16 protein-coding genes and 1 tRNA gene are annotated in these 19,750 nt (G+C 69.7%); 10 read left to right on the plus strand and 7 right to left on the minus strand.

All coding sequences use genetic code 11. From position 1 onward, the window contains the following. The first annotated feature begins 62 nt into the window (after window positions 1-62). Window positions 63-797 carry a vWA domain-containing protein gene (locus AB0B29_RS22230; RefSeq protein ID WP_362242374.1) on the plus strand — a complete coding sequence of 245 codons (735 nt, stop codon included), beginning with the start codon at window positions 63-65 and terminating at the stop codon, window positions 795-797. Between the two features lie 109 nt (window positions 798-906). Beyond that, window positions 907-2,562: a cytochrome bc1 complex cytochrome b subunit gene (qcrB, locus tag AB0B29_RS22235; protein ID WP_362242377.1), complete on the plus strand. Its 1,656-nt coding sequence runs from the start codon at window positions 907-909 to the stop codon at window positions 2,560-2,562. 29 nt (window positions 2,563-2,591) lie between these two features. On the opposite strand, the gene AB0B29_RS22240 is transcribed toward qcrB, so the two are convergent. Then, window positions 2,592-3,479: a hypothetical protein gene (locus AB0B29_RS22240; RefSeq protein WP_362242380.1), complete on the minus strand. Its 888-nt coding sequence runs from the start codon at window positions 3,477-3,479 to the stop codon at window positions 2,592-2,594. A 166-nt stretch (window positions 3,480-3,645) separates the two neighbouring features. Between AB0B29_RS22240 and AB0B29_RS22245 the strand changes: the two genes are divergently transcribed. The 5 genes from AB0B29_RS22245 (at window position 3,646) to AB0B29_RS22265 (ending at window position 10,302) form a co-directional block, all read left to right on the plus strand. After that, complete coding sequence (locus AB0B29_RS22245) at window positions 3,646-3,996, plus strand: chorismate mutase (protein WP_362242382.1); 351 nt, start codon at window positions 3,646-3,648, stop codon at window positions 3,994-3,996. Between the two features lie 136 nt (window positions 3,997-4,132). After that, entirely contained in the window at window positions 4,133-4,696 is a 564-nt protein-coding gene (locus AB0B29_RS22250) for a response regulator (RefSeq protein ID WP_362242385.1), read from the plus strand. Window positions 4,697-4,751: 55 nt separating this feature from the next. Then, window positions 4,752-7,274: an aminopeptidase N gene (gene pepN, locus AB0B29_RS22255; protein WP_362242388.1), complete on the plus strand. Its 2,523-nt coding sequence runs from the start codon at window positions 4,752-4,754 to the stop codon at window positions 7,272-7,274. Between the two features lie 224 nt (window positions 7,275-7,498). Further along, on the plus strand, window positions 7,499-8,893 hold the full coding sequence (locus AB0B29_RS22260) for a pyridoxal phosphate-dependent decarboxylase family protein (RefSeq protein WP_362242391.1): 1,395 nt from the start codon (window positions 7,499-7,501) through the stop codon (window positions 8,891-8,893). Next, window positions 8,890-10,302, plus strand: coding sequence for a lysine N(6)-hydroxylase/L-ornithine N(5)-oxygenase family protein (locus AB0B29_RS22265; RefSeq protein WP_362242394.1), 1,413 nt, complete (start codon window positions 8,890-8,892; stop codon window positions 10,300-10,302). Before AB0B29_RS22260 ends, AB0B29_RS22265 begins: the two co-directional genes overlap by 4 nt. 13 nt (window positions 10,303-10,315) lie before the next feature. Here the strand turns inward: AB0B29_RS22265 and AB0B29_RS22270 are convergent, their stop codons facing one another. Next, window positions 10,316-12,112 (minus strand): bifunctional metallophosphatase/5'-nucleotidase, encoded by a 1,797-nt coding sequence (locus tag AB0B29_RS22270; protein ID WP_362242397.1) that lies wholly within the window; start codon window positions 12,110-12,112, stop codon window positions 10,316-10,318. Between the two features lie 163 nt (window positions 12,113-12,275). Between AB0B29_RS22270 and AB0B29_RS22275 the strand changes: the two genes are divergently transcribed. Then, the gene (locus tag AB0B29_RS22275) at window positions 12,276-12,992 is read left to right on the plus strand and encodes an SIMPL domain-containing protein (RefSeq protein WP_362242400.1); all 717 of its coding nucleotides are present in this window, start codon (window positions 12,276-12,278) and stop codon (window positions 12,990-12,992) included. Between the two features lie 167 nt (window positions 12,993-13,159). After that, window positions 13,160-14,581, plus strand: coding sequence for a pyruvate kinase (gene pyk / locus AB0B29_RS22280; RefSeq protein WP_362242403.1), 1,422 nt, complete (start codon window positions 13,160-13,162; stop codon window positions 14,579-14,581). 5 nt (window positions 14,582-14,586) lie between these two features. Here pyk and AB0B29_RS22285 read toward each other — a convergent pair whose 3' ends face one another. Further along, window positions 14,587-15,336, minus strand: coding sequence for a helix-turn-helix domain-containing protein (locus tag AB0B29_RS22285; RefSeq protein ID WP_362242406.1), 750 nt, complete (start codon window positions 15,334-15,336; stop codon window positions 14,587-14,589). Window positions 15,337-15,443: 107 nt separating this feature from the next. Then, window positions 15,444-15,518 (minus strand) — tRNA-Leu (locus AB0B29_RS22290). A gap of 102 nt (window positions 15,519-15,620) precedes the next feature. Here AB0B29_RS22290 and AB0B29_RS22295 point away from each other — a divergent pair. After that, entirely contained in the window at window positions 15,621-16,277 is a 657-nt protein-coding gene (locus AB0B29_RS22295) for an ANTAR domain-containing response regulator (RefSeq protein WP_362242409.1), read from the plus strand. 74 nt (window positions 16,278-16,351) lie between these two features. Here AB0B29_RS22295 and AB0B29_RS22300 read toward each other — a convergent pair whose 3' ends face one another. Genes AB0B29_RS22300 through AB0B29_RS22310 form a run of 3 tightly spaced genes read right to left on the minus strand, consistent with a single transcriptional unit; the run spans window position 16,352 to window position 19,747 of the window. Next, on the minus strand, window positions 16,352-17,068 hold the full coding sequence (locus AB0B29_RS22300; protein WP_362242412.1) for an ABC transporter ATP-binding protein: 717 nt from the start codon (window positions 17,066-17,068) through the stop codon (window positions 16,352-16,354). Further along, window positions 17,065-17,928, minus strand: coding sequence for an ABC transporter ATP-binding protein (locus AB0B29_RS22305; RefSeq protein WP_362242415.1), 864 nt, complete (start codon window positions 17,926-17,928; stop codon window positions 17,065-17,067). The genes AB0B29_RS22300 and AB0B29_RS22305 overlap by 4 nt, the downstream gene beginning before the upstream one ends. A gap of 4 nt (window positions 17,929-17,932) precedes the next feature. Next, complete coding sequence (locus AB0B29_RS22310) at window positions 17,933-19,747, minus strand: branched-chain amino acid ABC transporter permease (RefSeq protein WP_362242418.1); 1,815 nt, start codon at window positions 19,745-19,747, stop codon at window positions 17,933-17,935. Between the last annotated feature and the right edge of the window lie 3 nt (window positions 19,748-19,750).

The raw sequence follows: 19,750 nt of genomic DNA on the forward strand, positions 1-19,750 counted from the left end.
GACCGACCGGGTGCTGGAACTGAGCGACGGAGTGGTCGTCGAGCAGTGAGAGGATGCGGCCCATGGTCGCGATCAGTCTGAGCAAGGTCCAGGAGACCGCTCCCGCGCTGGTGAGCCTCTACAAGAGCGCCGGGGTGTCCCTCGCGAAACACGGGCTGGACGGGCTGCGGGCCGCGGTCTACCTCGTGGTCGACTACTCCGGCTCGATGAAGCCGTACTACAAGGACGGCAGTGTGCAGGCGCTGGCCGACCGGGTGCTCGGGCTGTCGGCGCACCTGGACGACGACGGCACCGTGCCGGTCGTGTTCTTCTCCACCGATGTCGACGCCGAGACCGAGATCGCCCTGGCCGGCCACCAGGGGCGGATCGAGCGGATCGTGGCCGGGCTCGGGCACATGGGGAAGACCAGCTACCACCTGGCGATGGACGCCGTGATCGACCACTACCTCGACAGCGGCTCGACGGAGCCCGCCCTGGTGGTGTTCCAGACCGACGGCGGGCCCATCAACAAGCTCGCCGCGGAACGCTATCTGTGCAAGGCAGCCAGGCTGCCGCTGTTCTGGCAGTTCATCGGGTTCGGCGACCCGGGCAGCAAGCAGTTCGACTTCCTGCGCAAACTGGACGAGCTGGCCGTGCCGGGCAAGCGGGTCGTCGACAACGCCGGGTTCTTCCACGCGGGGCAGGACCCGCGGACGGTCCCGGACGCCGAGCTGTACGACCGGCTGGTGGGCGAGTTCCCGAAGTGGCTCGTCGCCGCACGGGCGCAGGGGATCGTCAGGGACCCCCGCAGTCGCTGACCGGCCCTCGCCCCCCTGGCCCAACCGGCCGCCCCATGGCCCACGCCCCGTTTGCACCGCCACGACGCCGTGCCACGCTGGGAAGGATCCGACGGGGAGGCGACGACGCATGGGCGACGACGGCGCACGACGGGTGTACGGGACGGACTCCGCGGACCGGAGGCCTCCGGCCGGCAAGGGCGAGAAGCTCGCCGACTGGGCCGACGGACGGCTCGGGCTCTTCGCCCTGGCCAAGGCCAACATGCGCAAGGTCTTCCCGGACCACTGGTCGTTCATGTTGGGCGAGGTCACCCTCTACAGCTTCGTCGTACTGATCCTCACCGGCGTCTACCTCACCCTGTTCTTCGAGCCCAGCATGCAGGAGGTCGCCTACCACGGCTCCTACACGGACCTCAACGGCGTCCTCATGAGCAAGGCGTTCGAGTCCACGCTGGACATCAGCTTCGACGTGCGCGGCGGGCTGCTGATCCGGCAGATCCACCACTGGGCGGCGCTGGTCTTCATCACCGGCATGCTGGTGCACATGATGCGGGTGTTCTTCACCGGAGCCTTCCGCAAGCCGCGCGAACTGAACTGGCTGTTCGGCTGGACCCTGCTGCTGCTCGGCATCATCACCGGCCTGACCGGCTACTCCCTCCCGGACGACCTGCTGTCCGGCACCGGCATCCGCTTCGCGCAGGGCGCGATCCTGTCGATCCCGATCGTCGGGACGTACCTGTCGTTCTTCCTGTTCGGCGGGGAGTTCCCGGGCGAGGACATCATCTCGCGGCTCTATCCCGTCCACATCCTGCTGCTGCCCGGGATCATGCTGGGCCTGGTCACCGCCCATCTGATCCTGGTCTTCTACCACAAGCACACCCAGTTCCCCGGCCCCGGACGCAAGGAGCGCTCGGTCGTCGGGATGCCCTTCCTGCCCGTCTACATGGCCAAGGCCGGCGGCTTCTTCTTCCTCGTCTTCGGCGTGCTGACGGTGATGGGCGCGGTCGCCCAGATCAACCCCGTGTGGGCGTTCGGCCCCTACCGCCCCGACCTGGTCACCACCGGCGCCCAGCCCGACTGGTACCTCGGCTTCTCCGAGGGCCTGATCCGGGTGATGCCGGGATGGGAGATCAACCTCTGGGGGCACACCCTCGTCCTCGGCGTGTTCATCCCCTTCTCGCTCTTCCCGCTGATCCTGCTCGCCCTCGGCCTCTACCCCTTCCTCGAGGCGTGGATCACCGGCGACAAACGCGAGCACCACCTCCTGGACCGGCCGCGCAACGCGCCCGTGCGCACCGGCCTCGGCGTGGCCTGGCTGACGCTGTACGCGGTACTGCTGATCGGCGGCGGCAACGACATCGTCGCCACCCATCTGCACCTGTCCATCAACGTGATCACCTGGTTCGTGCGGATCGGGGTCTTCGTGCTGCCGGTCGCCGCCTTCGTCGTCACGAAGAAGATCTGCATGGGCCTGCAGCGCCGCGACCGCGCCAAGGTGCTGCACGGCAGGGAGACCGGCACCGTCAAACGGCTGCCGACCGGCGAGTACATCGAGGTCCACGAGCCCCTCACCCAGGGCGAGCTGTTCACGCTCACCCAGCACGAGCAGAACCCGCCCTACGAGGTCGGGCGCGAGGTCGACGCGGGGGGAGTCCGCCGCAGGGTCAAGCGGTCCGAGCGGCTGCGCGCCCGGCTCGCGAAGGCCATGTACGGCCCCGACGCACGGATCGAGAAACCGACCGTGGAGCAGTACCGGGAGATCACCGAAGCCGACCACCCGCACTGACGGCCGGGGCCGGCACCCGTCCGACGACGCTACGTATCGCACTCCAGCACGCTCTGGCACAGCGCGCACCGCGCCCGGACCCGCCCCCGCACCGGCACCCTGATCCGCTGATGGCACGTGGGGCAGGGGAACGACACCCGCAACCGTCCGCCCCCGTCGGGCGAGAACACGTACGGCACCCCCGGCTGCTGCGGGCCCGCCACAGCGTGCCGCCGGTCCCGGGCGTACCGCCGGCGCCCCGCCCATCCCGCCGCCGTCAACGGCGGCTGCCGCTCGTCACGGCGAGCCAGCTCCATCCCCTTCACATACGCCGAGTACGCCTGCGCACTGGTGAACCACACCGCCGGGTCCTCCCCGAACGCCAGCGCCCGCTTGGCCAGCACGTACCCGAACTCCTCCGGCGTGAGATACCCCAGCTTCTGCGACGACGCCCCGTCCTCCCGGTACGCGTCCAGCAGCAGCCATCCCGCCCCCAGGTACGCCGTCACCGTGTCCGTGAGGATCTCGTTGTCCCGCACGCCCGGGAACGACAGGTCCAGCCGGTGCAGGTACACATGCGTCACCTCGTGCGCGAGAGCCGCCCCGATGTCCCGCCGATGCGTACGGAACCGGTCGTTCAGCTCCACGAAGTACTCCGGCCCGGCCGTGAGCTCCACGTTCGCCGCGTGCCGCATCTCCCGGAAGCTCACCACCAGCCGGGCATCCGGCAGCCGGTAGTGCCGCACCAGCTCGTGCGCCACCCGCTGCGCCCCCAGATACAGATCGTCGGTGTCACAGAACGCCACGTCCACGGGGAGCACACTCGTCGAGAACGTCCGCACGGTGTCGTACGACAGTCGCCTGTACAGCGCCGTGACGGCGGCCCGCACCGTCTCCAGATGCGGGTAGCCGTGTTCGACCGGCCCGTCGTTCGCCACGCCTCACCCCCAAGACGCCACTGAACCCGGTTCCACTGTACGAGGACCCGCCCCGCGGCGCCGACGGCGACGGCCACGGGGACGTCTGATCCCACAGCCGACCCCTTACCGCCGAGGGATGAGACGCCTTCGGCCACCCGGCGTGATCCCCGTAGGCTGACGCCCCATGACCACCAGCAACACCGGCTCGCCCGCCGTCGAGCCCGCCGTCCGCGAAGAGCTCGCCCGGCTGCGCGACAGCATCGACAACATCGACGCCGCCGTCGTCCACATGCTCGCCGAACGCTTCAAGTGCACCCAGCAGGTCGGCCACCTCAAGGCCCAGCACCAGCTGCCGCCCGCCGACCCGGCCCGCGAGGCCCGCCAGATCGCCCGGCTGCGCGCCCTCGCCGAGAACGCCAAACTCGACCCCGCCTTCGCCGAGAAGTTCCTGAACTTCATCGTCGCCGAGGTCATCCGCCACCACGAGCGCATCGCCGACGAAGCGCTCAACGGCGCCGCCCCGGGCGGCAACTGACGTCGCGCACGCCCCGGGGAGTGACACGGCGGCCCGCTCGGGGCATGCTGCGCTGTACACAGCATGTCAGCTGACGAGCACTGCGCGTCAGTGTCCCGGACTACTCTGGTCCTCCACGAGGGAGGGGCGTGGGGCCATGCCGTCGGATACCAGGATCCTCATCGTCGACGACCACGAGGACACGCTGTACGCGCTCGAAAGCGCCCTGGCCCCGCTGGGCTACCAGCTCAGCCGGGCCACCAGCGGCGACGAGGCACTCAAACAGGTGCTCCGCGGCCACGTCGGCCTGCTGCTGCTCGACGTGCGCATGCCCGGCGTCAGCGGACTGGAGGTCGTGCGCTACATGCGGCGCGTGGAGCAGACCCAGCACATCCCCGTGATCCTGCTCACCGGCTTCGGCGCCGACCACGAACTGACCACCACCGCCTTCCGGCTCGGCGTCGCCGACCTCGTCATGAAACCCGTCGACCCCTGGGCCCTGCGCACCAAGGTCCGCTACCTCTACGACGCCCACCGACGCCATCTCGCCCTGCAGAGGGAGGTGCAGCGCCTGCGCGCCCTCGCAGGGGAGCACACCGAGACCTCCGCACACCCCGAGCGCCCCGCACTGCCGCACCCCGACGCGCACGTGCCCACCCAGCGCCCCATGGGGGTGCACGCCGGGGAGCTCGAAAAGGACCGCACCCGGACCGGACATTGAGCACGTACCGATCCGCCTCTGTGCCGTGACGACGCCATCAGGCAGCATGTCTCGCATGTCCGTACTGACGCGCGACGAAGCGCAGACCCGAGCAGAGCTCCTCGACGTCCACCACTACACGATCGAACTCGACCTGACCGGCGGCGACGAGACCTTCGACTCCCGCACCCTGATCAGGTTCGCTGCCCGCGTGGACGGGGACACCTTCGTCGAGCTCAAGCCCGCCGAGCTGCGCTCCGTCACCCTCGACGGACACCCCCTGGACCCCGAAGCCCTGGACGGCAACCGGCTCGCCCTGCCGGGCCTCACCGCCGGCGAGCACGAACTGCACGTGGACGCCGCGATGCGCTACTCCCGCACCGGCGAGGGCATGCACCGCTTCACCGACCCCACCGACGGCGAGACCTACGTCTACACCCAGCTGTTCATGGAAGACGTCCAGCGCGTCTTCGCCGCCTTCGACCAGCCCGACCTCAAGGCCGTCTTCGAACTGTCCGTGACAGCCCCGCAGAACTGGACCGTCCTCGCCAACGGCGTCACCGAACACGCCGACGGCGTATGGACCGCGGCCCCCACACCGCTCATCTCCACCTACCTGGTCGCCGTCGCCGCAGGCCCCTGGCACTCCGTGCGCACCGAACACCGCGGCCTGCCCTTCGGCCTGCACTGCCGCCGCTCCCTCGCCCCCTACCTGGACGCCGACGCCGACGAACTCCTCGACGTCACCCGCGCCTGCTTCGACCGCTACCACGAGAAGTTCGACGAGCCCTACCCCTTCGACTCCTACGACCAGGCCTTCGTCCCCGAGTTCAACGCCGGCGCCATGGAGAACCCCGGCCTGGTCACCTTCCGCGACGAGTTCGTCTACCGCTCCGCCGTCACCGACACCGAACGCCAGACCCGCGCCATGGTCATCTCCCACGAGATGGCCCACATGTGGTTCGGCGACCTCGTCACCCTCAAGTGGTGGGACGACATCTGGCTGAACGAGTCCTTCGCCGAGTACATGGGCTACCAGACCCTCACCGAAGCCACCCGCTTCTCCGACACCTGGACCGACTTCGGCGTCACCCGCAAGTCCTGGGGCTACGACGCCGACCAGCGCCCCTCCACCCACCCCGTCGCCCCCGAAGCCGTCGACGACACCGCCTCCGCGCTGCTCAACTTCGACGGCATCTCCTACGCCAAGGGCGCCAGCGCACTGCGCCAACTGGTCGCATGGCTCGGCGAGAAGGACTTCCTCGCCGGCATCAACGCCCACTTCGCCCGGCACAAGTACGGCAACGCCACCCTCGCCGACTTCATCGACAACCTCGCCGGCGCCACCGACCGCGACGTCCACGCCTGGGCCGACGCCTGGCTGCGCACCACCGGCGTCGACACCCTCACCCCGCGCATCACACCCGGCGAGCACGGCACCTGCGCCCTCACCGTCGACCGCACCGGCAGCCGCCCGCACCGCATCGCCGCAGGCCTCTACGACCGCGACCTCGGCGACGACGGCGGCCAGCTCGTGCTGCGCGAACGCCTCCACCTCGACCTCCCGCACACCGAGGCCCACCCCATCGGCAAGCGGCCCGCCCTGCTCCTCCTCAACGACGGCGACCTCACCTACGCCAAGGTCCGCTTCGACCCCGAATCCTTCGAGACCGTCCGCAAGGACCTGTCCGGACTGCCCGAACCGCTCACCCGCGCGGTCGTCTGGAACGCCCTGCGGGACGCCGTCCGCGACGGCGAACTCGCCCCCCTCGCCTACCTGGAGACCGCCCGCGCCCACCTCCCGCTGGAGACGGACCTCGCCATCGTCCAGGGCGTGCTCGCCTTCGCCGCCACCTACATCGCCGACCGCTACCTCGCCCCCGAGGAGCGGCCCGCCGCCCTCGCCACCCTCTCCGAACTGTGCCGTGACCTCATCCGCCGCACCGAGGACGGCGACAACCCCGGCCTGCGCCTGATCGCCGTACGCCACCGCATCGACGTGGCCGCCCACCCCGACACCATCGCCGCCTGGCTCGCCGACGGCACCGTCCCCGGCGGCCCCGAGCTCGACCCCGAGCTGCGCTGGCGCGTCCTCGCCCGGCTCGCCGTCCTCGGCGCGACCGACGAGACCGCCATCGCCGCCGAACTGGAACGCGACCCGAGCGCCACCGGCCAGGAGGGCGCCGCCCGCTGCCGCGCCGCCCTGCCCGACCCCGAGGCCAAAGCCCGCGCCTGGGAGGCCATGTTCGGCTCCGACGACCTGTCCAACTACCTCTTCACCGCCACCGCCCGCGGCTTCTGGCAACCCGAACAGGCCGACCTGGTACGCGAGTACGTCGGGCGCTACTACGCCGACGCGGTCGCCGTCGCCGACCGCCGCGGGCCCGCCATCGCCGACGCCGCCGGCCGCTGGGCCTTCCCCGCCCACGCCGTCGACGCGGACACCCTCCACCTCGGCGAGGAATGCCTGCGCGCCGCCGCGCCCATCCCCGCGCTGCGCCGCAAGCTGGTGGACCAACTGGACGATCTGGCGAGGGCGTTGCGTGTCCAGGGGGCGACGGGGTCCAAGGCCGGCGGGGACACGAGTGCACTGAGGTAGGCGGGGCCGGCACCGGCGACGAAGGCGCGGGTCGGGTCGGTTGCCGGGTCGGTGGAGATGCGGGTCGGGTCGGTTGCCGGGTCGGCGGGCGTGCGGGGCCGGCCCGTCCGCCGGGCGGGGAGCGTGCGACTCCTGCCGGGTTTGCCGTACGGGAGATACCTCCACCCGGGTCGGGTCGTTGAGCCGTACGGGCGCCTCGCCCCGTGCCCCGGAGGTCAGCCCCCATGAGCATGCCGCCCCTTTCCTCAGGCCCCGAAGGTCCTCGCGCCCTGCGGCCGTTGCTCGACACCGTCCTCGAAGCGCTGGACACCGGAGCCCGGGCCCGGGGCGGGCCGCTGCCGACGGGCGGACCCGGGGCGGTCGCCGCGCGCCTGCGGGAAGCGGTGGGGGAGATCCTCCCCGGGCAGGGCGACCCGCACGCCCTGCCCACCCTGGTCCGGGCCTTCGCCGAAGGCGCCGCCGACCCCGCCCACCCCCTGTGCGCCGCCCACCTGCACTGCCCGCCCCTCGCCGTCGCCACCGCCGCCGACCTCGCCGCCTCGGCCCTCAACCCGTCCCTGGACTCCTGGGACCAGGCCCCGGCGGCCTCGGAGCTGGAAGCCCTGGCGGCAGGCGTGCTGGCCAGGGAGGTCTACCCGGAGCACCGCACCGCCGACGCCCTCGTCACCACCGGCGGCACCGAGTCCAACCAGCTCGCCCTGCTCCTCGCCCGGGAAGCGCACGGCGGCTCCGTCCGGCTCGTGTGCGGGACCAACGCCCACCACTCACTGCCCCGCGCCGCCTGGCTGCTCGGACTGCCCGAACCGGTCGTCGTACCCGCCCCGGACGGCACGCTCGACCCCGACGCGCTCGACGAGACCCTCACCGGACTGCCCGGACCGCTGCTCGTCGCCGCCACCGCCGGCACCACCGACGCCGGACGCATCGACCCGCTGCCCGAGATCGCCGCCCGTTGCGCCGCCCACGGCGCCCGGCTGCACATCGACGCCGCCTACGGCGGAGGCCTCCTCTTCAGCGACCGGCACCGCGCACGGCTCACCGGACTCGACGCCGCCCACACCGTCACCCTCGACCTGCACAAACTCGGCTGGCAACCGGTCGCCGCCGGCCTCCTCGCCGTCCGCGACCCCCGCGACCTCGCCGCCCTGCGGCAGCACGCCGACTACCTCAACGCCGCCGACGACACCGAGGCCGGACTCCCCGACCTCCTCGGCCGGTCCCTGCGCACCACCCGCCGCCCCGACGTCCTCAAACTCGCCGTCACCCTCAAGACCCTCGGACGCAGCGGCCTCGGCGCGCTCGTCGACCAGGTGTGCGCCCACGCCCGGCAGTTCGCCGCCCTCGTCGACGCCCACCCCGGCTTCGAACTGCACGCCCCGCCCGTCATCAGCACCGTGCTGTTCCGGCCCACCGGCGCCACCGACACCACCGTCGCCGCCGTACGCCGCGCGCTGCTCACCGACGGCTCCGCCGTCCTCGGCCGGGCCCGCCTCGACGGCCGGCTGTGGCTCAAGGCCACCCTCCTCAACCCCGCCACCGGGCCCGACGACCTGGCCGCCCTGCTGCACCTCGCGGCAACGAGCCGAGCCACCCTCGTGGAAGGACACACCCCCCGATGAACCCCGCACCCACCCCCGACCCCGACGCCCCCCGCGACCTCGTCGGCATCGGCATCGGCCCCGCCAACCTCTCCCTCGCCGCCCTCGCCCACCCCCTCGGCGGCCTCGACACCGTCTTCTACGACCAGAACCCCGCCTTCGCGTGGCACCCCGGCCTGCTCATCGAGGGCACCACCCTCCAGGTCCCCTTCCTCGCCGACCTGGTCTCCCTCGCCGACCCCACCAGCCCCTGGACCTTCCTCAACTACCTCAGGACCCGCGAGCGGCTCTTCCCCTTCTACTTCGCCGAGCGCTTCCACATCCACCGCGCCGAGTACGACGCCTATTGCCGCTGGGTCAGCGAGAACCTCCCCGGCCTCCACTTCGGCCACCAGGTCGACGCCGTCCGCTGGAACCCCGAACGCGACGTCTTCGAGGTCGACTTCACCCAGCTCGACAGCGACGGGGAAGCAGAAGCCCTCGGCCGCACCTACGCCCGCGACGTCGTCCTCGGCATCGGAACCGAGCCCTACGTCCCCGACCCCCTCAAGCCCCTCGTCGAGGCCCCCGGCGTGCCCGTCGTGCACGCCGCCGACTACCTCGACCACCGCGCCGCCCTGCTCGCCGCCGAACACGTCACCGTCGTCGGCATCGGACAGTCCGGCGCCGAGGTCTTCCTCGACCTGCTGCGCAACCGGCCCGCCGGACGCGAGAAACTGCACTGGCTGGGCCGCACCGAGGCCTTCGCGCCCATGGAGTACTCCAAGCTCGGCCTGGAGCACTTCACCCCCGACCACACCCGCTACTTCCACGCCCTGCCCGAATCCACCCGCGACCGGCTCGTCGAAGGCCAGTGGCAACTGCACAAGGGCATCGACGCCGCCACCATCGCCGCCGTCCACGACGAGCTCTACCGCCGCACCCTGCACGGCGGCTGGCCCGACGCCGTCCTCACCCCCGGCGTGCGGGTCCGCACCGCCGGCCGCGTCGCCACGACCAAAGTGGAACTGCACCTCGAGCACGACCTGCAGAACAGCCGCTCCCGCCTCACCACCGACGCCGTCGTCCTCGCCACCGGCTACCGCGAACGCCCCCTCGACCGGATCCTCGCCGGCCTCGACCCCTACATGCGCCGCGACAACAAGGAGCGGCCCCGCATCGACGAGGACCACCGGCTCGTCCTCGACCCGTCCGTCACCGGCACCGTGTACGTCCAGAACGCCGAGACCCACACCCACGGCGTCGGCGCCCCCGACCTCGGCCTCGCCGCCTGGCGCAGCGCGATCGTCCTCAACTCCCTGACGGGCAGGGAAGCCTATGCACTCCCGCGCCGCACCGCCTTCACCACCTTCGGCCTCACCCAGCGGGCCCACGTCCCGCCGCCCCGCGAGGCACCGGCCCTGACCCCGCTGGTCGACGACCGAAGGTGACGAAGCACGCGGATCAGAACACGGGCGTACCGTTACGCGTGAGCTTCCAGTCGACTCCCGCGAAGGCGGCCGGCTCGATCGACCCCTTCGCCTTCACCCAGGCGATCATGGTGTTGCGGATCTCCTCCGAGTTCGACCACAGCACCTGGGCCGCGGCGACGTGCGGGAAGTTGCCGCCGCCGTTGGCCCGGTAGTTGTTCACCGCGAACACGAACTTCGCGTCGTCCGCGAGCGGCTCCCCCTCGAACCGCACGTTCGTCACCCGCGACCCGGCCGGCTTCGCGATGTCGATCTCGTACGACAGACCGCTCACCACGTCGTAGTTGTAGTCCGGCGTGCCGTTCGCGTTCGTCAGCTTCGCCGGATCCACCGGGGCGTCCGGCGCGGTCTGCACGTAGTAGTTCGCCGAGAACTCCAGGTACGCCTTCATCTGGGCGCCCGTCATCAGACGCGCCTCCAGCGTGTTCTCGAAGACGTACAGACCCGCCACGTCCCGGATCGTCACCTGGCCCGCCGGGATCCGCGCGCTGCGCGAGAAGCACGCCGCCTGCGACAGCACCGGCAGCGCGGCGTACTCCGTGCCCGCCAGCGCCTGCTTCACCGTGTCCGCCTGGATGTGGTTGATCAGGTCGATGATCGGTACGTCCTTGTACGGCGCCTCGGCCGACGTCATCTCCGCCGCGTTGGTGCCGATGACCTGGTTGACGTACGCCACGACCTTCTCGTGCTCGTCCGTCAGCAACTTCGTGATCTTCGGGTCCTCCTCCACGGTGTTGGAGTTCAGGACCTTCGCGCCGACCTTCTCGACCTTCCAGCAGCCCTTCTCCCAGACCAGCTCGAAGTCGAACAGCGTCAGCCGCTGGCCCCACTTCAGCGGCTCCGACAGCACGACCTGCTTGCCGGTCTTCTTGTTCGCGACGAAGTACTCCGGGATCTCCGTGTGCGCGTGCCCGACCAGGATCGCGTCGATGCCCGGCACCTGCTCGGCCACCAGCGCGGCCGCGTTCTCGATGTACGGCAGCTGGTCACCGTAGGACGACGTCCCCGACGAACCACTGTGCGCCGACACGATCACCACGTCCGCGCCCATCGACCGCAGCTTCGGCACCCACTTCGCCGCCTGCTCCTCCAGACCCGGGAACGTCATCTTGCCCTGCACGTTCGCCTTGTCCCAGATGGCGATGCCCGGGTTGGTCAGACCCAGCACCGCCACCTTCACGTCCCGCCCGTGCGGCGTGCGCAGCCGGTGCATGCTGTACGGCGCGAACGCCGGCCGCAGCGTCTTCGCGTCCAGCGCGTTCGCCCCCAGCAGCGGGAAATCACACTGCTGCTCGAACTTCCGCAGCACCGGGATGCCGTAGTTGAACTCGTGGTTGCCGAGCGCCGCCGCGTCGTAGCCCATGGCGTTCATCGCCTGCGCCATCGGGTGCACCGGGCCGCCCTCGGCCGTGATCGGGTCGACCTTGGCGTAGTAGTACGACAGCTGCGTGCCCTGGATGGTGTCGCCCGCATCGATCAGCAGCGTGTTGCGGCGGCCCTTCTCCGCACGGACCCGGTTGACGAGGGTGGAGACCTTGGCCAGGCCCACGTCGTTGTGGTCCTTGTCGTCGAACTCCTTGTCCGTGAAGTAGTCCCAGTTGAAGACGTTGCCGTGCAGGTCCGTCGTCCCCAGCACGGTGAACGCGTACCGCTTCGCGCCCCGCTTCGCCTCGGCCGCCTGTGCACCCGGCGCCGAGACCGCACCGGCCAGCGCCACCCCCGCCCCGGTCACGGCGGACTTCTCCAGGAACTTCCGGCGGTTCAACGGCATGTCTGGCTCCCCTGCGGAATCTGTGAACGACGCGCGTAGATAACGCGCGTAGATTCTGACCCGTCCATGACCGACCGCAACAGACCCGGCAGGTTGCGATCTGATGACTCGGCCTCCCGGATCCCCGACCGCCGATCAGCCCAGACATGACAGAGTGGGGCGTATGACCGCGGCCACCCCAGACGCCTCCCCGCCCGCCGTCCCCTACGGCACACCCGAGGCCCCCCGCATCGCCGTCCGCGGCGAGGCCCGCCTCGAAGTCGACCCCGAGATCGCCCGCATCGGCATCACTGTCGCCGCCCGCGGCCGCGACCGCCGCTCCGCCCTCGACGACCTCACCCGCCGCAACGCCGGCGTCCTCGACCTCGTCAAGTCCTACGGCGACGCCGTCGAACGCCTGGAGAGCGGCGCCATCTCCATCACACCCGAACTCACCAAACACGGCCGCGGCGAACGCGTCCGCACCTACCACGGCAGCGTCCACGTCACCGCAGAACTCACCGACTTCACCGCCCTGGGTGAACTCACCACCCGACTCGCCGACCTCGAACTCACCCGCGTCGACGGCCCCTGGTGGGCCCTGCGCCCCGACTCGCCCGCCCACCGCGAAGCCCGCAAGCAGGCCGTCCACGAAGCCGTCCAACGCGCCCGCGAGTACGCCGAAGCCCTCGGCACCCGCCTCTCCGCCCTCGTCGAACTCGCCGACATCGGCGCCGAGAGCGCCCCACCGGCCTACCCCCAGACCCCCGGCCGCATGCGCTCCGCTGCCTACGGCGGCGCCCCCGAGGACGCCCCCGCCCCCCTCGACCTCGAACCCCAGCGCCAACGCGTCCACGCCCAGATCAACGCCCGCTTCACGATGGTGCCGCCCCAGCTGTAGGCATCCCTCGCGGGCCCATTCCGAAAACACGACCGAATTCACCGCGGGTGCTCATCGGAGCGCCCCTGCGCACAATTCGACACCTGTCAATAACACTTCACGCAAAGTCTGTTGAGCGGTCATGCCCGACCAATTCACTACCGGTCGGTAACTCATAGGCTCCTTTCATGCGCCGAGCAAAAATCGTCTGCACCCTGGGACCCGCCACCGACTCGTACGACCGGATCAAGGACCTCGTCGACGCCGGAATGGACGTAGCCCGCTTCAACCTCAGCCACGGCGGCCACGCCGAACACGAGGAGCGCTACCACCGGGTCCGCAAAGCAGCCGACGAGACCGGCCGCAGCGTCGGCCTCCTCGCCGACCTTCAAGGCCCCAAGATCAGGCTCGGCCACTTCACCGAAGGTCCCGTACTCCTCGAACGCGGCGACACCTTCACCATCACCGTCGAAGAAGGCGTCGAAGGCGACGGCCACATCTGCGGCACCACCTACGCCGGCCTCGCCGCGGACGTCACCCCCGGCGAACGCATCCTCGTCGACGACGGCAAGGTCTGCCTCAAGGTCACCTCCGTCGACGGCCCCCGCATCCACACCACCGTCCTCGAAGGCGGCGTGATCAGCGACCACAAGGGCCTCAACCTCCCCGGCGTCGCCGTCTCCGTCCCCGCCCTCTCCAAAAAGGACGAGGACGACCTCCGCTGGGCGCTGCGCACCGGCTTCGACGTCATCGCCCTGTCCTTCGTCCGCTCCGGACGCGACATCCACGACGTCCACCGCATCATGGACGAGGAAGGCCGCCGCCTCCCCGTCATCGCCAAAATCGAAAAACCCCAGGCCGTCGAAACCATCGACGACATCGTCGCCGCATTCGACGGCATCATGGTCGCCCGCGGAGACCTCGGCGTCGAAATGCCACTCGAACAGGTCCCGATCGTCCAGAAACGCGCGATCAAACTCGCCAAACGCAATGCCAAGCCGGTCATCGTCGCCACCCAGATGCTCGACTCGATGATCGACAACGCCCGGCCCACCCGCGCCGAAGCCTCCGACGTCGCCAACGCGGTCATCGACGGCACCGACGCCGTGATGCTCTCCGGCGAGACCAGCGTCGGCAAACACCCCGTCGAGACGGTCCGCACGATGGCCCGCATCGTCGAAGCGGCGGAGGAGGACATCCTGGCAAAGGGCCTCCCGCCCCTCACCGAACGCAACAAGCCCCGCACCCAGGGCGGCGCGGTCGCCCGCGCGGCAGCCGAGATGGGTGACTTCCTGGGCGCCCGCTTCCTGGTCGCCTTCACCCAGTCAGGCGACACCGCCCGCCGCCTCTCCCGCTACCGCTCCCCGATCCCCCTCCTCGCCTTCACCCCCGACCAGGCGACCCGCTCCCAGCTCAGCCTCACCTGGGGCGTCGAGACCTTCCTCGGCCCCTGCGTCGACACCACCGACGCGATGGTCGACCAGGTCGACGAACTCCTCCTCCGCTACGGCCGCTGCAACCCGGGCGACACGGTCGTCATCACATCCGGCTCCCCACCCGGCGTCTCCGGCTCGACCAACATGGTCAGGGTCCACCACATCGCGGAGTAGCCGGGTCAGTACTTGGGCCCGACGTGGGCGTCCATGAGAGCGACGGAGGCTTTGCGGGCTACGGAGATGTTGCGTGAGTTTGCCTTCTTCCATTCGACGCCCACTTGGTCAAGCGCTGCGGTGAAGAGGCGGATGATGTCGGCCGATAGATTGGTGAAGAAGTACCGCGGATACTCGTAGCGCTTTCGCTTCCCGCCGACGATCCGGGTCGTCCAGTTGGTGATTCGGCAACCGTCGGAGTGGATGAGCCCGCGGATGAACTCCCAGGGGTGGGCGTCGACGATGGCTTGCTGCCATGGTTCGAGGGCGATCCGGCGTTCGTGTTTCATGCCGGGGCCGTGCTGGGGAAAGAGATGCGGCCAGTGCCTGCTGTAGCTGGTCACCGAGACGTACCCCTGAGCCTGTGTGCGGGAGGCGCGCCCGGTCGGGTTGACGGCGCGCATCGCGATCTCGCAGGCGTCGATCAGACCGGGCCATGCGTCGGCGCACGCGATCCTCAGGTAGTAACCGGTGCCGCGAGGGCTGCCGCTGATGCAGCCATCGCCGAGATAGAGGCCCAGCAAGTAGGCGTACGCCGACTCATCGGAGGGTGGTCCGGGGTGGTCCGGGGGCGCCATACGGGGGCGCGGCTCGAGGCGGTGCCGCCAGGAGCGGATCGCGGCCCGCGAAATGCCCGTTTCACGGCTCACCGAATTCAGGCTGCGGCCTTGGGCCACCAACGCGAGTGCTCGCTTGCGTGTGCTGAGGTCGTACATAGGAGTCACAGTGGAACTGTGATCACGTCGACACGCAGCGAAAAGCGGATGTTCACGAGAACGTGGACATCCGCTTCGAAGTGGTGACCTTGGAAACCAAGGAAAAGTGCCCCGGGTCGGACTCGAACCGACACTGTATGGGTTTTGAATCCATTGCCTGCTGCCAATTGGGCTACCGGGGCCCGGTGAATCCAAGGTTGACCTCGACCCACTGCCTGACCACCATACCGCAGCTAGGTACGCTCTTGGGAGCAGTACCGGCCTGCCCCTACCAAGGAGCCCACGTGAGTGCCCCCGAGTCGCCCCAGCCTGTTGACGTGCCTGATGAGGACAAGTCGCACGTGCCCCCGATGACGACGCGGGTCGTCATCGCCGAGGACGAGGCGCTGATCCGGCTCGATCTCAAAGAGATGCTGGAGGAGGAGGGGTACACCGTCGTCGGCGAGGCCGGGGACGGTGAGCAGGCGGTGGAGCTGGCGCGTGAGCACCGGCCCGATCTGGTGATCCTGGACGTGAAGATGCCGAAGCTGGACGGCATCTCGGCGGCGGAGAAGATCGCGGAGGAGAGCATCGCGCCGGTGCTGATGCTGACCGCGTTCTCGCAGCGCGACCTGGTGGAGCGGGCCCGGGACGCGGGCGCGATGGCGTACCTCGTGAAGCCGTTCAGCAAGACCGACGTCGTGCCGGCGATCGAGATGGCCGTCTCGCGGTTCACGGAGCTGAAGGAGCTGGAGAAGGAGGTCGCCGACCTCACGCTCCGGTTGGAGACGCGCAAGCTGGTGGACCGGGCGAAGTCGATTCTGCAGACGGAGTACGGCCTGTCGGAGCCGGCTGCTTTCCGGTGGATCCAGAAGACGTCGATGGACCGTCGGATGTCGATGCAGCAGGTCGCGGAGGCGGTCATTCAGGACGCCGACGAGAAGAAGGCCAACAAGGGCTGAGAGTCAGACGCGAGAGGCCCGCTTCCCTTCCGGACCGGAGGGGGAGCGGGCCTCTTGGCGTACGGGCCGGGACCTCAGTCCTCGCCCAGGTACGCCTTGCGTACCGACTCGTCGTGCAGCAGGTCCTGGCCCGTCCCGGACAGGACGATGTTGCCGACCTCCATGACGTGTCCCTGGTCGGCCAGGGACAGGGCCGCCTGGGCGTTCTGTTCGACGAGGAGGATCGTCGTGCCCTGGGACTTGAGCTCGGAGATGGTCGCCATGATCTTCTGCATCATGATCGGGGAGAGACCCATGGAGGGCTCGTCGAGCATGAGCAGCTTGGGCTGGGACATGAGGGCGCGTCCCATGGCGAGCATCTGCTGCTCACCGCCCGAGAGGGTTCCTGCGGCCTGCTTGCGGCGTTCCCCGAGGATGGGGAAGAGGTCGTAGGCGCGCTGGATGTCCTTTTCGATGCCTTCTTTGTCCTTGCGGAGGAAGGCTCCGAGCTGGAGGTTCTCGGCGATGGTGAGGCGGGGGAAGATGTGCCGGCCTTCGGGGGAGTGGGCGAGTCCGAGGGCGACGATCTTGTGGGCGGGGACCCCGCTCAACGGCTTGCCGTCGAAGAGGATCTTCCCGGCGGTGGGCTTGAGGAGGCCCGACAGGGTGCGCAGGGTGGTGGTCTTGCCGGCGCCGTTGGTGCCGATGAGGGTGACGACCTGGCCTGCTTCGACGCTGAAGGAGATGCCCTTGACGGCTTCGATCTTGCCGTAGGAGACCCGGAGGTCTTCGACCTCGAGCAGTGCGGTCACTTGGCGTCTCCCTTGGTGCTGCTGGTGGTGCTGGTCGCGTCGGCGGCGGCTTCGGCGGCCTCGACCTCGGCGGCTTCGGCTTCGCCGGGGTCGCCTTCGAAGGGTTCGCCGAGGTAGGCGGCGATGACGCGCTCGTCGGCCTGGACGACGTCGGAGGTGCCTTCGACGAGCTTTTCGCCCTGGACGAGGACGGCGACGCGGTCGGAGAGGTTGAAGACGAAGCGCATGTCGTGCTCGATGAGCAGGACGGCGATGCCCCGGTCGCGGATGGCGAAGACGAGTTCCTCGGTGGCCCGTGTCTCCTGGGGGTTCATGCCGGCGGTGGGTTCGTCGAGGAGCAGCAGGCCGGGCTCGGAGGCCATGGCGCGTGCGATCTCGAGCTTGCGCTGTTCGCCGTAGGGGAGGTTGCGGGCGAGGTGGTCGCGTTTGTGGGCGAGGCCGATGAACTCGAGGAGTTCCATGGCGCGTTCCTCGCTGGCGCGTTCGGCCTTCTTGAAGCCGGGGCCGCGCAGGAGGGCGGACCAGAGGCCTTCCTTGGTGCGGGTGTGGCGTCCCACGAGGACGTTTTCCAGGACCGTCATGTTGGCGAACAGGCGGATGTTCTGGAAGGTGCGGGCGATGCCGGCCTGGGTGACCAGGTGGGGTTTCGGGGGGAGGACGGTGCCTTTGTAGGAGACGGTGCCCTCGGTGGGGACGTAGAGGCCGGTCAGGCAGTTGAAGAAGGTGGTCTTGCCGGCGCCGTTGGGGCCGATGAGACCGACGATTTCGCCGGCGTTGACCGTGAAGTCGACGGAGCGTACGGCGGTGAGGCCGCCGAAGCGCATGGTGACGTCGCGTGCTTCGAGTACTGGTGTGGTCATGTTCTTACGCCCCCGCCTTGGTGACGGCCGGTTCGTCGGTCAGCGTGGTCTGTTTGGGTACGTCGAGTTGGCCGGTCTCGTGGAATTCGAGCTGGCGCCGGCGGTTGGCGATGATGCCTTCGGGGCGGAAGCGCATCAGGAGGATGAGCGCGATGCCGAAGGCGAGGAGCGACTTGTCCTGGAGGAAGACGAGCTTCTCGGGGAGGAGGTAGAGCAGGGCCGCGCCGAGGAGGGGTCCGGCGACGGTGCCCATGCCGCCGAGGACGACCGCGGCCAGGAGGAACGCGGAGTTGGGCGGGGTGGAGCCGGCGAACTGGTACGGCGTGGGGACGACGCTGTAGGTGACGTGTGCGCTGACGGTGCCGGCGAGGCCGGCGAGGGCGGCGCCGAGGGCGAAGGCGACGAGTTTGACGCGGAAGCCGTTGATGCCCATGGCGGTGGCGGCGGTCTCGTCCTCGCGGATGGCGATCCAGGAGCGGCCGATGCGGGAGTCCGCGGCACGCGTGTAGACCAGGACCACGATGGCCATGATGAGGACCATCAGGAGGTAGTAGTTGGCGAAGCGGCCGAGGGTGAATCCGCCGATGTCGTGGGCCTGGCCGAAGTTGAAGCCGAAGAAGTTCAGGTCGGGGATGTTGGCGATGCCGTTCGGGCCGTTGGTGACGTCGGGTCCGGAGTCGCCGTCCATGTTGTTGACGGCGATGCGGAAGATCTCTCCGAAGCCGAGGGTGACGATGGCGAGGTAGTCGCCGCGCAGTCGCAGGGTCGGGGCGCCGATGAGGACGCCGAAGACGAGGGAGGCGGCGGCGCCGGCCAGGGCAGAGGCCCAGAAGGGCAGGTGGACGCCGGAGATGGTGGAGAACTCGGAGCCGGAGACGAGGGCGGCGGTGTAGGCGCCGACGCCGAGGAAGGCGACGTATCCGAGGTCGAGGAGTCCGGCGAGGCCGACGACGATGTTGAGGCCGAGGGCGACGGTCCCGAAGATCAGGATGTTGACGCCGATGTTGGCGTAGTGGTCGTCGGTCTGGGTGAAGGGGAAGGCGATGGCCGCGGCGAAGCCCATGGCGAGGGTGAAGCTGCGGTTGGCGGCGACGAGGGCCGAGAAGCGGTCCATGAGGCCGGCGGTGTGCAGCGCCCACATCGCGAAGGTGACGACGAAGAGGTAGCCGATGAAGAGTTCGCCGTACTCGGTGTCGATGCCGTAGGTGAAGACGCCGAGGCCGATGATGGTGACCACGGTGATGACGGCCCGCTGGATCCAGGGCGCGGTGGCCTGGGCGGCGGGGATGCGGTCGGGCTTGGCGACGTAGGCCTTGAGGGTTTCCTTGGTGCCGTCGGTGCCGGTGCGCTCCTGGGGGAGGGCGAAGGCGCCGAGGACGGGCAGCAGGGAGGCGATGGCCGCGATCCAGCCACCGGGTTCGAGGTTGACGACGCCGCCGAGCTGGGCGCTGATGGCGATGACGGTGAACCAGGTGACGGTGAATCCGCCGAGCGCGGTGAGCACGAGGGGTGCGTTGTTGCGGGCGGGCAGCAGCCAGCCGAGGCCGCGGACGCCGTAGGAGGCGAGGGCGAACAGGGCGGTGAGGACGCCGGCGGTGAAGGTCAGCCACTGCAGGCCACCGGGGTAGCCGTTGATGGTGAGTTTGCCGGGGAATTCGTCCGTCCAGGTCCAGGCGAGGAACGTGGAGGCGGCGGTGGCGATGCCGCCGACGAGCAGCAGGGCGCGGGCGGCCGCTGCGGGCAGGGGTATGAGTCCACGCGGTGCGGGCGTCGGGGTGGGGACGGCGTCCGGCACTGGCGTCTTGGTCGTCTCGGTCATGTG

Origin of the sequence: Streptomyces tibetensis, assembly GCF_040647715.1 — a bacterium.
Taxonomy (GTDB): Bacteria; Actinomycetota; Actinomycetes; order Streptomycetales; family Streptomycetaceae; genus Streptomyces; species Streptomyces tibetensis_A.